This is a genomic window from Pseudoalteromonas sp. 2CM28B (genome assembly GCF_023161935.1).
In genome coordinates this window covers 1-13,746 of record NZ_JALNTH010000069.1, presented here as the reverse complement: position 1 = coordinate 13,746, position 13,746 = coordinate 1, and the positions used below count along the sequence as shown (strand labels likewise).

The following is a 13,746-nucleotide window of genomic DNA, read 5'->3' as shown; positions in this document are numbered from 1 at the left end:
TGAATATTGGGTACCCATGGCACACCTCCTGAACTTATAGTTTAGTAAAGGTGGTGCACTTCGACCTTGAATCTGGCAATTCACTTTGTAGAAATTAAGGTGGGTGTCACTTTAAGAAAGGCTTTTTTGGACAGTTAAAAAACATAAATTCATTAGTTAACTTTAACTTTTTGTAATTTAGAAGTTAAGGTGGGTGTCGCATTAAAAAAAGAAAGGGGCTATGACTGCTATCGTTTTATTAAAAATACCTTCTAATGTTAAACTATAAAAAACTTAATGACTTAATATAGCAATGGCATTTTATCTTCCTCTTTTACAGTCTCATTTTAAAAACAAATAAACAAGACACCCATCTTAAATTTTGCATTTAACGCAATTAGAGGCTAGCTTTTATTTAGTGCAAAAAATAAGCAGAGTGTCATATGGCAATTGCAAGAAAGCGACAAGTAAGTTTGGTTGATACAAAATACTATCACTGTATTTCACGGTGTGTTCGTCGTGCATTTTTATGTGGCGAAGACCGTTTCACTGGTCAATCTTACGAGCATCGACGAGGATGGGTTGAAGATAAGCTGGGTGAATTAGCTAAGGTATTTTGTATTGATGTGTGCGCTTATGCCGTTATGAGCAATCACACCCATTTAGTACTGTATGTAGATGATAAAAAAGCAAATAGGCTTGTAGTGGCATAGTTAATTTGGCCACCCATAAAGAAAGAAATGTTATGCTGATAAGCATACAAATTTGGGTAATAAACTAGACACCCATCTTAAATTTTGCACTTAACGCAATTAAAGGCTAGCTTTTATTTAGAGCAATAATAAACAAGACACCCATCTTAAATTTTGTACTTAACGCAATTAGAGGCTAGCTTTTATTTAGTGTAAAAAACAAGCAGAGTGTCATATGGCAATTGCAAGAAAGCGACAAGTAAGTTTGGTTGATACAAAATACTATCACTGTATTTCACGGTGTGTTCGTCGTGCATTTTTATGTGGCGAAGACCGTTTCACTGGTCAATCTTACGAGCATCGACGAGGATGGGTTGAAGATAAGCTGGGTGAATTAGCTAAGGTATTTTGTATTGATGTGTGCGCTTATGCCGTAATGAGCAATCATACCCATTTAGTACTGTATGTAGATGATAAAAAAGCAAATAGGCTGAATGATAAAGCGATTGTTATTCGCTGGCATAAACTCTGTAAAGGCACATTGTTAACGCAAAAATTCATACAAGGCGAGAAGCTAAGTAAAGTTGAACTCATTTTTTTCAATCAAACGGTAAAACAATACCGAGAACGTTTAGCAAGTATCAGCTGGTTTATGCGCCTGTTAAATGAAAATATAGCGCGTAGAGCAAATAAAGAAGATAATTGCACAGGGAGGTTCTGGGAGGGTAGATTCAAATCGCAAGCACTCCTTGATGAAGCAGCACTTGCAGCGTGTATGGCCTATGTAGAATTAAACCCCATTAGAGCCAAGATGGCTAACACGCCAGAAGAGTCAGACCATACCAGCGCTCAAGTACGCTTAATATGTGCAAAAGAAGGCAAGCAGCCAAAACAACTACTTCGCTTTGCAGGTATGCCACGTCAAATTATGCCTAAAGGGCTGCCGTTTGAGCTTAAATCGTACCTTGAACTCGTTGAGCTAACAGGGCGAGCAATGCGAGAGGATAAGCACGGGCATATAGATAATATGACCCTTCCTTTGTTAGAAAGGCTTAATATATCATCAGAAAACTGGTTAAAACTCACCACACAATTTACGCGCGTATTTCATGGTGCAGTGGGCAGGCCTGCCTCACAAGAAGGGTATTGCGAAAACTTAAACCGAAAGCGGCGAGCGAATATCAGTAACTGCGCAAAGTTATTCGCTTAGAGCCAAATCACTTTTTGAGCACTCCAACTACATAATGTAGGTTTTTTTGTGGCTGCCATTTGAGCTTTATTTAGTAATACCTCTATTTTAAAACTCAAATTATTTTTGGACAGTTAAAAAACATAAATTCACTAGTTAACTTTAACTTTTTGTAATTCACTTTGTAGAAATTAAGGTGGGTGTCACTTCAAGAAAGGCTTTTTTGGACAGTTAAAAAACATAAATTCATTAGGTAACTTTAACTTTTTGTAATTCACTTTGTAGAAATTAAGGTGGGTGTCACTTTAAAAAGAAAGGGGCTATGAATGCTATCGTTTTATTAAAAATACCTTCTAATGTTAAACTATAAAAAACTTAATGACTTAATATAGCTATGGCATTTTATCTTCCTCTTTTACAGTCTCATTTTAAACACATTGAAATTGGTAATACGCTAACATCGCTTTGGAGCGGGTGTGGCAGTATTGTCGAGTGCATACTTGATGCTGAGCCATGTGTTATTAAAGCGATTAAAATACCACGCCACATAAACCATCCAAAAATTAAGCAAAGCGAATTTGCATTAAAGAGAAAGCAGCAGTCTTATAAAGTTGAATATAATTTTTATAGGTTATACAGCGCGTACTTACCGACAAGCGCTAAAAGTATTACCTGTATTAATGCAATTAATGATGGTGATGATTATGCGTTAGTATTTAAAAACTTTACTCAATATGGTTTTGCTCAAGCAAGCTCCCAGCATATAAAGGCAATACTAAACTGGTTAGCATTTTTTCATGCCTTTAATTTAAATAAGCCAGCAAAGGGCTTATGGCAACAAGGGAACTATTGGCATTTGAGCACACGGCCAGATGAGTTTATTAAGTTAAAACAAAGCGCTGACAAAAAGTCCGATATTAAAAATGCGGCTCATAAAATTGATAAAACACTGCAAGCATCACCCTACAAAACCTTGATACATGGCGATGCTAAGCTCGCCAACTTTGCTGCAAATGAGCAAAGTGAAATACTCGCTTATGACTTTCAGTATGTAGGGGCTGGGGTAGGGATTTGCGATGTAATGTATTTTATGACCAGCTGCTTAAGCGACGAGCAATTACATACCTGCGCAGATGAGTATTTACGTTACTACTTTAGCCAATTAAAAAATGCGCTTTTAGTGTATCAACCGCAAATAAATGCCGATGACGTAATTGCAAGGTGGCATGCATTATGGCCATTAGCTTGGGCCGATTTTTATCGTTTTTTAGCGGGTTGGAGCCCAACTCATTTTAAAATAAATAGCTACATGATGGCGCAAGTAAATTTAACGTTATCAGATAACAACTTATAAACATAAATTAGCGTATTGCTTGCATAAATATCAAGCAAATCAATACATTTTGGCACGATCTATGAAAACTTATTTAAAATTGCAGGTCAAATGACCTTTTTTAATATAAAATACCGCCAATTCTAGTATCAGTAGGTTTTTATCATGTCAATTCACGTAATTTCACACCCTCTAGTTCAACACAAATTAGGCTTAATGCGCGCTCACGGTATAAGTACTAAAAGCTTTCGTGAATTATGCTCTGAGGTAGGTACCTTATTAACCTACGAAGCAACTAAAAACCTACAGTTAGAAGATAACGAAATTACTGGCTGGGACGGCAACAAATTAAAAGTAGAGCACATTAAAGGCAAAAAAATTACTGTTGTGCCTATTTTACGTGCAGGCCTTGGCATGATGGATGGCGTAATGTCATTACTCCCAGCGGCTAAGGTAAGTGTAGTGGGCCTTGAGCGTAACGAAGAAACGCTTGAGCCAGTGCCTTACTTTGAAAAGTTAGTAGGCAATATTGATGAGCGTTTAAGCTTAGTTATAGACCCAATGCTTGCAACTGGCGGCTCTATGATTGCTACAATCGATATGCTTAAAAAAGCAGGCTGTAAAGACATTAAAGTAATTGTACTGGTTGCTGCACCTGAGGGCGTTGAAAAAACATTAGCCGCTCACCCTGATATTGAGATTTTTACTGCCTCAGTTGATAGCCATTTAAATGAAAAGGGTTACATTATCCCAGGGCTTGGCGATGCAGGTGACAAAATTTTCGGTACGGTTTACTAAGGTTTAACAGTGCAAAATAATTCTACATTTTCTATAAAAACCATTTTAACCGGCGCCCAAATGTTGTTTGTAGCATTTGGTGCGTTAGTGTTAGTGCCTTTATTAACGGGGCTTGACCCAAGTGTCGCTTTGTTTACAGCGGGTATAGGTACTTTATTATTTCAGGTAGTGACGAAAGGCAAGGTGCCTATATTTTTAGCGTCATCATTTGCGTTTATTGCACCTATTATTGCCTCAGTACAAATGTGGGGCGTACCAGCCACCATGGGTGGTTTAATGGCCGCTGGCTGTGCTTATATGCTGTTAGCGCTATTGGTTAAATTTAAAGGGGTGGCAACACTTCATAAAATTTTGCCGCCTGTGGTCGTCGGCCCCGTTATTATGGTGATTGGTTTAGCCCTTGCACCGGTAGCGGTAAATATGGCAATGGGTAAAAGTGGCGACGGCAGTATTGAACTTATTGCTTACGATAAAGCCATTATTATTTCGCTGTTTTCTCTTGTTGTAACACTTATTTTTGCTGTGTGGGGCAAAGGTGTATATAAGCTGATCCCTATATTAGCCGGTGTTATATCGGGTTATGTTTTATCACTGGTAATGGGTGTGGTTGAATTTGGTAGCGTAAATGAAGCCAGCTGGTTGGCTGTACCAAACTTCACATGGCCCGAATTTAAGTGGCAAGCCATTCTCTTTATGGTGCCTGTTGCCATTGCACCTGCTATTGAGCATATTGGCGATATGATGGCTATTAGCCAAGTAACCAATAAAGACTTTTTAAAAAAACCAGGCTTACATCGCACCTTATTTGGTGATGGCTTAGCGACTGCCGCTGCCTCTTTATTTGGTGGGCCGCCAAACACTACTTACTCTGAAGTAACTGGCGCAGTGATGCTTACCAAAAACTTTAACCCTAAAGTAATGATGTGGACTGCCGTAATTGCAGTGGTACTGGCCTTTGTGGCAAAAATGGGCGCTGGTTTACAAACTATTCCTGTACCTGTGATGGGCGGCATAATGATTTTGTTATTTGGCTCAATTGCGGTAGTGGGCTTAAATACGTTGGTTAAATCTGGTGATGACTTAACTGCACCCCGTAATTTAAGTATTGTGGCACTTATATTAGTATGCGGTATTGGCGGTATGCACATTGGGGGCAGCCAATTTAGCTTAGAAGGGGTTAGCTTGTGCGCCATTTTAGGTATTGTGCTTAACTTAGTATTGCCAAAAGCCGAACCAGAAACTGATTAATTTTGCACTGTATGTAAAATTTACGCACCAAAATAGCGCATGCTAATTGCGCTATTTTTGTAAGTTACTAATTATTATATAAAAATAATAGTGGTCTAGTACCTGCATTTGTTACTTCATAATATAAGGAGTTACTATGTCAGAGGCCAGTATTGTGGATATAACCCCATTTTTAGCAAAGCACCAATTGCCTTTAAAGTATCAGTACCTTAGTGAGCAATTTTTTATCCCGCTTGCACACGATATTCTAGAATCAAAAAAAAATAACACCCCTATTTTTGTCGCCATAAATGGATGCCAAGGTTCAGGAAAAACCACCCTCGCAGATTTTTTAGTTACTTGGTTTAGTAACAACACGCTGTTTACCAGTGTCGCGCTTTCTATTGATGATTTTTACTTATCTAAAGCGCACCGCCAAGGACTTGCCAAAGACGTACACCCATTATTTGCCACCCGCGGTGTGCCTGGCACCCACGATGTAGGGCTAATGAATACCACCATAAGCCGGTTACTTGCAAAAGAGGTTGGCGTGCCGTTGCCTAAATTTGACAAGCATCACGACGATTGCAGCCCCGAGCAAACATGGCAATGTAACAATAAACCCATTGATATTATTATTTTAGAAGGCTGGTGCGTAGGCAGTGAGCCACAACCGTTATTTTCTTTAAGTGAGCCTATAAACGAGTTAGAAACACAGCACGATAAAGAAGGCGTGTGGCGTCGTTGTGTAAACAGTTGCCTAGCAAATGAATACAAAAGTGTGTTTAGTAAAATAGATTACACGGTGATGCTTAAAGCGCCGAGCTTTGAAGATGTATTTAAGTGGCGACAAGAGCAAGAGCAAAAGCTTATTGCCGCTAAAGGCGAGGGCGATGGCACCATGAATGATGAGCAACTGGTGCACTTTATTTCTCATTTTGAGCGTATTACTCGCGAAAACTTAAACACCCTAAGCGCTAAAGCTAATGCCCTTATAGAGCTTGATAGTAATCGCGATATTAGTGCTATGCACTTAACCAGCGACGATACGCTGCAACCTATTATATTTACCGACTTAGATGGCACGTTACTCGATCACGCCGATTACAACACTAAAAATATCAGTAGCTTGCTGCAAGACTTACAAGCAGCCCACATTCCTGTGGTGTTTAATACGAGTAAAACATTTTGCGAAGTGGTTGAACTTAAAAACGAGCTTAATATTCAACAACCTTTTATTGTTGAAAATGGCGCGGCGGCTTATTTACCCGTAGATTATTTTGAGCTTAAACCCATTGGCTGCACGCAAGTAGGGGCGTATTGGTGTTATGCATTTGCATCACCCTTATCTAACTTACTTAGTGATTTAGACTCCTTAAGCAGCGAATATAAATCGCATTATAAGTTATTTAGTGATTTGTCGAGCGAGCAAATATCATCCCTCACCGGGCTTGATGAAGCGCAAGCAAGGCGCGCTCAAACACGCGATTTTTCAGACCCACTTTATTGGCACGGAAGCGATGAATTACTAAATGCGTTTGTAAACGATGTTAAAGCTCTCGGCTACGACATAAAAATAGGCGGGCGGTTTATACATATTGCTAAAAACACCGATAAAAGCGCTGCACAGCAGTGGTTAGTTAAACAAATTTCACAACATTTTAGAAAGCCTCTCACGGTAATTGCACTAGGTGATAGTGACAACGATAAGCAGATGCTAGAGCAAGCTGATATCGCCATTATCATACATAACCCAAGCAGTAAAAAGCCGGTTAAGTTAACACATAACAAGGCGCGTTATTCGCAATCGCCCGCTCCACTGGGTTGGATTGAAGAAATAACCACATTGCCTTGTATTAGCAGCATTTTAAATACTATTGAGGAGCGAAAATCACATGGCTGATTTTTATCAAAATGGCATCATCACAACCTTACACAATATCGCCGATAGACCGGTAGAAGCGCTTGAAGAAGAGCTAATTAGTTTTAGTAAGCAACGGCCAATGGGGTTAATACTCCCTTCGTTGTTTAGTGAGCTTGAAGGCCCAGCGCTGCAAAACATTGTAAAAGAACTCAGAGAGGTTCCTTATTTATCGCAAATTACCATAGGTTTAGACCGGGCAGACGAGTCACAATACCGCCATGCTTTAGGCTTTTTTAAAGAGCTTAACCAAAACCACAAAGTGCTTTGGAACGATGGTCCTCGTTTGCAAGCGCTTGATAAAGAATTACAAGAGCTAGGCGTTGCACCGCGTGAACTTGGTAAAGGCAGAAACGTGTGGTATTGCATGGGTTATAAATTGGCCACCTCAGAGGTAGAGTCGATAGCACTGCACGACTGCGATATTTTAACTTACGACAGAGGTTTGTTAGCGCGCTTAATTTACCCTGTAGCGCACCCGCGTTTTAATTATGAATTCTGTAAAGGCTTTTACCCACGTACTGCAAACGGCAAAATTAATGGCCGAGTATCGCGCTTATTAGTAACGCCGTTATTACGCTCGTTCAAAACTATTTTAGGCAATACCGACTACCTAGAATATATGGATACCTTTAGATACCCGTTAGCAGGGGAGTTTTCGTTTAGACGTGATGTGCTAAACGATATTCGTATTCCGAGTGATTGGGGCCTTGAAATTGGCGTACTAAGTGAAATGTACCGTAATTATTCGCACAATCGCTTATGCCAAGTGGATATTGCTGATAACTACGATCATAAGCATCAGGAACTTTCTCTTGATGACCAAAACGCCGGTTTATCTAAAATGTCGATAGACATAACCAAGGCACTATTTAGAAAATTGGCCACACAAGGGGTTACTTTTACCAGCGAAACAATTCGTTCTTTAAAAGCAACTTACTACCGTATTGGTTTAGACTTTATAGAAACGTATCATAACGATGCACTGATGAATGGTTTAACCTTAGATGTGCACCAAGAAGAAAAAGCCGTAGAAATGTTTGCCAAAAATGTTATGGAAGCAGGTCAGCACTTTTTAGATAACCCAATGGAAGCGCCATTTGTGCCAAGTTGGAACCGTGTTGTATCGGCCATGCCAGATGTTTTTGAGCGCTTAAGAGAAGCGGTTGATCTTGATAATAAAGAATTTAGTGAATAAATAAAACAATAATAAGGGGCGCGTGTGAATACAGTAAGTGAATTATTTTTACAGCGGGTAGAGCAACATCTACATATTATTTATAAAGATGTTGAACTGCCCTTAAGTATTACAGAGCTGGCTGAGCAGCTTATTACTATAATTTTAGGCGACAGCCCGCTGCGCGACCCCACACCCCATACTAACCGTTGGGACGAGCAGGATATTATATTAATAGCCTATGGCGACTCTATTATTAAGCACGATGAGGGAGATCAAGCTGTTGCAAAACCTGTAGAAGCACCGCTTAAAACCTTGCACCGGTTTATAAAAGAGCAGTGCGATATGCAGCTTAATGCTTTGCATATATTGCCATTTTACCCGTATAGCTCTGATGAAGGCTTTGCGGTAATGAACTACGTGCAAGTAAATGAATCGCTAGGGGATTGGCAAGATATAAAAAATATTGCCAAAGATGTAAAGCTAATGGCAGATTTAGTGATTAATCACTGCTCTAGCCGAAGTGTATGGTTTGAAAACTTTTTAAACGATTTAGACCCCGGCAAAGATTACTTTAAAACGGCAAGTTTAACCGATGATTTATCTAATGTAGTACGCCCGCGTACGTCACCGCTATTAAATACGGTAACCACACCAAGCGGCGAAAAACATGTATGGTGTACATTTAGCCACGACCAAGTTGATTTTGATTTTGGTAACCCGGAAGTTTTAAAAGAGTTTATTAGTATTATTCGTCATTATTTAGATAATGGTGTGCGCTTGTTTAGGCTAGATGCGGTTGCATTTTTATGGAAACAGCTCAATACAAATTGCATTAATTTACCGCAAACGCATGAAGCAGTTAGGCTTATTCGCACCCTAATAGAGCATACTGAGCCAAGCGTTGTCATAATTACCGAAACAAACATACCAAACCAAGAAAACCTCTCTTACTTTGGTAACGCTAACGAAGCCCACAGTATTTATAACTTTGCCTTACCGCCTTTATTACTGCATACATTACTCAGTGGAGATAGCACAGCCATAAAGCATTGGATGATGAGTATGCCGCCTGCGCAAAACGGCACCACATACTTTAACTTTATTGCCTCGCACGATGGCATTGGACTTAGGCCAATAGAAGGTTTGTTACAGCCAAGCGAAGTGGCGTCATTGGTGAGTACGTCTATGCAGTTTGGCGGGCGTGTATCAATGCGCACCAGTAACGATGGTACGCACACACCGTATGAACTAAATATTGCACTTTTTGATGCATTACAAGGCACGCACAATGGGCAAGATAAGTTTGGCCTTGAGCGATTTATGTGTGCACACGCCATTATGTTTGCGCTTGAAGGGATCCCTGGGCTTTATATTCATAGTTTGCTTGGCACAACGAACGATTACGAACGCTTTGAAAACTCACAGCATAACCGTGCAATTAACCGTCATCGTTGGCAAGAGTCCAAACTATTATCGGCTTTAGGTGATAAATATAGCCATCATCACAAAGTGTTTAATGGTATTAAGCATTTATTAGGTATTCGAAAAAAACAAAGCGCATTTCATCCTAATGCCACGCAATTTACGCTGCACTTAGCGGGGGGATTATTTGGGTTTTGGCGGCAAAGTATAGACAGGCGCCAAAGTATATTTTGTGTTTATAACATAAGTGATAAACCACAAGTACTTACCCTTGCAGATTTAAACTTAATTAATACCCAGCAGTGGTTTGATTTAGTGGCTAATGAAACAATTACCGAGGATCAACTCACTATAGAGTTAGAGCCTTATCAAAGTGTATGGTTAAGTAATATTAAATAAAGTGCAGTAATACCAATTTGCAAAATAGATCACTTAACTTAAGCGCATTGGTATAAAAAGGCTCGCAGTGCGAGCCTTTAACTTAATTAATAAACGTTGTTACTAATTATAAGCTGTAGCTTAAGTTAATGTAGCCAAAGCGGCCTATGTTATCGTAACTTGCGCTGTTTTCGCCTGTCCCGCGTGTACCGTACGGAAGTTTACGATTAAATAGGTTATCAACACCTACTTTAACGCCTAAGCCGCTATCGAAGTTGTAACCCACTGTCATATCGGTAATAAAGTATTTACCGTAAGACATTTGGTTACTTGGGTTCGAGTTACTCGCAAGCTCTACATTTGTGTATAAATCAACTTCGCTGATAAAGCGTGTTTCAACCGTTGAATAAAAGTTATCCATTGCATAGCTAACCGATAGGTTAGTTTGCCATTTCGCTTCGCCAGTTGTACCTGCGTACTCAATATATGAACTAGGATCATCCTGGAACGGGTAATCTTTACGTTCAATAAGGTAAGTACCAATTAAACGTGTTTTAAAGCTACCTTCAAGCGCATCAAAGTCATAGCCTAGTTCAAAATCAACACCAGACGCCTTTTGACCAGCTACGTTAAGCACTGAGTTTTGAATTAGCGAAATTTCACCACTGGCATTACGTGTAATTAAATTACAGTACTGATTGTCTATACCTGTTGTGCTATCAACACAGCGGTCAAGAATTTCTTGCGCGTCGATTGTGTCAATTGCATTTTCTAGATCAATTTCCCAGTAATCTATAGTAAGCACAGCGTTTTCTAAAAACTCTGGTTGATAAACAATACCTACCGTTGTACTTGTAGACTCTTCACCTTTAACATCACGGTTACCGCTTGTTAAGCCATCTAAAGAGGCTGAGTCGTAACCTGAGTTAAAGTCACTTGCAACACCTAATGCAGCACAGTTTGCGGTGCGTGTTGCTGCATTTGATAAATTAGCTATGTTTTCAGCGCGGCACGGGTCTTCTACATTGTAGAAAGTTTGGCTTGCTGCACCAAATACTTCACTTATGTTAGGCGCACGAAGTGCTGCAGATTGCGTTACACGCACACGTAGTTCATCGTTAACAGTCCAATCAAGGCCTAGTTTCCAGCTAGTTGCTTCGCCAATTGTGCTGTAATCAGCATGACGTACTGCGGTATCAAATACTAAATCTTGAATAAGCGGTAAGTCAGTTAAAATAGGCATAGTTGCTTCAAAAAATACTTCACGCACATTAAACGAGCCTTTATCTTCGCCTAAAGCGTTAAAAAATGTACCTTCTGCGTTATCTGGCTCTTTTGTTTCGCTTTCTTCTTTACGGTATTCAGCACCAAATGCAACACCTACGTAACCTGCTGGTAATTCAAAAATAGCGCCATTGGCAAGTGAACCAGAAACCACGGTTTGCTTAATAGTTGATGTACCTACAGAGACCGTATTTATGTAATCAATCGCTTGTTGAGATGGTGCGCCAAAACCCATAATGTTAACCGGTACACAGCCATCAGCTTGTGCTGCAGCGCTGCGACATACGATGTTGCCATCTGCATCTTCAACGGCATCAAGGGCATTAAAGTAGTTGGCTAAAATCATATTAGCGCCATTTTCGCGCTCTAAGTCAGTTTGACCATACACAACTGATGTATCTAATTCCCAGTCTTCAAAGACAGTCCCTTTTAAGCCTGTAACAAATCGGGTTGTTTCACGGGTATTATTTTCAACGCGGCGGCCTAGGTCACTCATCATGCGGTTTATCATGATTGAATCAACGCCTTCCTCTTGCATACGCGCTTTGATATCTGGGTCTAGGTAAGGGTTATCAATTTTAATGCTGTTGTCGCTGTCAAAAAAGAAAAACGCAGGTTGACCTATGCTTTCGCCTTGGCTGTTTACGTATTTTGCATCAAAGTAGACGTTTAAATCGTCGGTAACATCGTAGTTAACTTTAAAGTTTACGTTGTAACGCTCAAACTCAGGTTGTATTTCTTCAAATTGGCCTAGGTTAAAAAAGTCACATTCTGCACATGAATATGGATCTGCGTTATTGCCTATGTATAAGTCACGAGCACTGCTATCCGGGTTAAAGCTATTAATAAATTTACTTGGATCTTCAAGTGCATAAACACCTGCATCATTGATGGCGAAATAACCCGCATTAGGTGTTAAAATATCATCAGGAAAGTCAGCACTATTTTTGTTCTCATCCGTTTGGGCTTGGTTAGGTAAGCTGCTAAAAGATGTGCTAGTCCAAGGGTGGTCAAGTGCATTTAATGAATCTTGGCCTGAGTACTCAATAGCAAAAGCGGCATTACCACGGTCGTTATCAAAATTAGAGCCGTACGAGAACGTAGCTTTTTCGTTGTTGTAGCTGTTTAAATCGGCAAAACCACGGGTAACGCTAAAATCCATACCTTCAATGTTGTCTTTTAATATAAAGTTGACAACACCTGTAACCGCATCAGCACCGTATACAGCTGATGCACCACCAGTAATAATTTCTACTCGCTCAACCCAGACGCTCGGAATAGTATTTGTATCAACAGCTTGAGAGCCCGCTGAACTTGATACGTGGCGTTTACCGTTTACAAGTACTAAGGTACGGTCGGTACCCATGTTACGTAAATCAAGAATGTTTAAACCAGCAGTACCAATAAAGCGGCCTGAGTTAGCCATTGAATATGTATTGCCAAGTGCTGGTAAGTTGTTTAGCGCTTCACCAATGTTTACAGCGCCAGTATTAATTAGCTGCTCGCCGCTTATAACTGTTACTGGTGCCGGTGCAATAGCGCCTTCACGTAAAATACGCGAACCCGTTACTTCAACGCGTTCAATTTTTGTCGCTTGCTCATCTTGTGCAAGCACAGAATTACTCGCTGTTGCAGCAGCAGTAATCAATGCACATTTAATGCTAGTAGAAAGTAAATTATGACGTTTCATGTGTTTCCCAAAGGAGATTTTATAATAACTAAATACATTATCTTTTAGCTAAATACACAGTGCATTTAGCCTAAGCCCTATAACTTTTGTTATAGGGCCGGCGATTATTGCATGCTGAAACAATGAATAGAAGCGTCGTAATTTTTGCTTTTTCAGTAAGTTAACTCTTTATTAAATTGTCTAAAGTTGCCGCTTGTTAGTATTAACGCAACAATAAATCACTCGGGTTTTGTTAATGGTAATGAGGGTTAAAAGGGCTTAGTGTTACATTTTTTGTTATTTTACAGGTGTGTTTACGTTTGGTTGATTTATTGGTTTGTTTTTTAATCTTTTAATGGCTTTGAAGTTGGCGTGGGGCTTAACTATGTTTTGCTCGTAAATTGAACTGCTGAGTTGAAAGTGAGCTTTAATGTGTTTTTAATGTAATTACTTTGTGTCGTTTGGCCCCGAAAAAGTAACATGATGAAACAGTTATATGTATCTTAAAACAATAAATTGAGTAAATTTCATCTAAAAAAATAAAAAAGGCCCAATTAAGGGCCTTTCTAGGGAGGGTTAATGTCTTGTCCTGAAATCTGTTTACACATTTAGGACTTATTTTATGAAAACCACTAAAACTAAAGACGTTAAGCGTACTCAGCGAGATTATACAT

At 39.6% G+C, this 13,746-nt stretch carries 8 protein-coding genes and 1 pseudogene; 8 read left to right on the top strand and 1 reads right to left on the bottom strand.

Annotated elements, in window-relative coordinates:
• Window positions 1-422: 422 nt before the first annotated feature.
• From MTN96_RS35960 to MTN96_RS35925, 8 genes and pseudogenes are all read left to right on the top strand, one after another.
• A pseudogene (locus MTN96_RS35960) lies at window positions 423-680 on the top strand (transposase); the annotation flags it as partial.
• 226 nt (window positions 681-906) lie between these two features.
• Window positions 907-1,881, top strand: coding sequence for a transposase (locus MTN96_RS35955; protein WP_248534731.1), 975 nt, complete (start codon window positions 907-909; stop codon window positions 1,879-1,881).
• 373 nt (window positions 1,882-2,254) lie between these two features.
• The gene (locus MTN96_RS35950; protein ID WP_248534729.1) at window positions 2,255-3,214 is read left to right on the top strand and encodes an ecdysteroid 22-kinase family protein; all 960 of its coding nucleotides are present in this window, start codon (window positions 2,255-2,257) and stop codon (window positions 3,212-3,214) included.
• Window positions 3,215-3,358: 144 nt separating this feature from the next.
• Window positions 3,359-3,991 carry a uracil phosphoribosyltransferase gene (gene upp / locus MTN96_RS35945; RefSeq protein WP_004586497.1) on the top strand — a complete coding sequence of 211 codons (633 nt, stop codon included), beginning with the start codon at window positions 3,359-3,361 and terminating at the stop codon, window positions 3,989-3,991.
• Between the two features lie 9 nt (window positions 3,992-4,000).
• Window positions 4,001-5,239 (top strand): uracil-xanthine permease family protein, encoded by a 1,239-nt coding sequence (locus MTN96_RS35940; RefSeq protein ID WP_138684643.1) that lies wholly within the window; start codon window positions 4,001-4,003, stop codon window positions 5,237-5,239.
• Between the two features lie 136 nt (window positions 5,240-5,375).
• A complete protein-coding gene (locus tag MTN96_RS35935; RefSeq protein ID WP_248534727.1) occupies window positions 5,376-7,121 on the top strand; it encodes an HAD-IIB family hydrolase in 1,746 nt (581 codons plus the stop codon).
• Window positions 7,114-8,337, top strand: a complete 1,224-nt coding sequence (locus tag MTN96_RS35930; protein WP_029771978.1) for a hypothetical protein — start codon at window positions 7,114-7,116, stop codon at window positions 8,335-8,337. Before MTN96_RS35935 ends, MTN96_RS35930 begins: the two co-directional genes overlap by 8 nt.
• Window positions 8,338-8,361: 24 nt before the next feature.
• The gene (locus tag MTN96_RS35925) at window positions 8,362-10,140 is read left to right on the top strand and encodes a sugar phosphorylase (protein WP_004586493.1); all 1,779 of its coding nucleotides are present in this window, start codon (window positions 8,362-8,364) and stop codon (window positions 10,138-10,140) included.
• 106 nt (window positions 10,141-10,246) lie between these two features.
• Here MTN96_RS35925 and MTN96_RS35920 read toward each other — a convergent pair whose 3' ends face one another.
• Window positions 10,247-13,093 (bottom strand): TonB-dependent receptor domain-containing protein, encoded by a 2,847-nt coding sequence (locus MTN96_RS35920; RefSeq protein WP_248534725.1) that lies wholly within the window; start codon window positions 13,091-13,093, stop codon window positions 10,247-10,249.
• Between the last annotated feature and the right edge of the window lie 653 nt (window positions 13,094-13,746).

Coding starts and splice junctions, on each gene's coding strand:
- upp (WP_004586497.1), top strand. CDS start 3,359: ATGTCAATTCACGTAATTTCACACCCTCTAGTTCAACACAAATTAGGC.
- MTN96_RS35930 (WP_029771978.1), top strand. CDS start 7,114: ATGGCTGATTTTTATCAAAATGGCATCATCACAACCTTACACAATATC.
- MTN96_RS35955 (WP_248534731.1), top strand. CDS start 907: ATGGCAATTGCAAGAAAGCGACAAGTAAGTTTGGTTGATACAAAATAC.
- MTN96_RS35920 (WP_248534725.1), bottom strand. CDS start 13,093: ATGAAACGTCATAATTTACTTTCTACTAGCATTAAATGTGCATTGATT.
- MTN96_RS35950 (WP_248534729.1), top strand. CDS start 2,255: ATGGCATTTTATCTTCCTCTTTTACAGTCTCATTTTAAACACATTGAA.
- MTN96_RS35935 (WP_248534727.1), top strand. CDS start 5,376: ATGTCAGAGGCCAGTATTGTGGATATAACCCCATTTTTAGCAAAGCAC.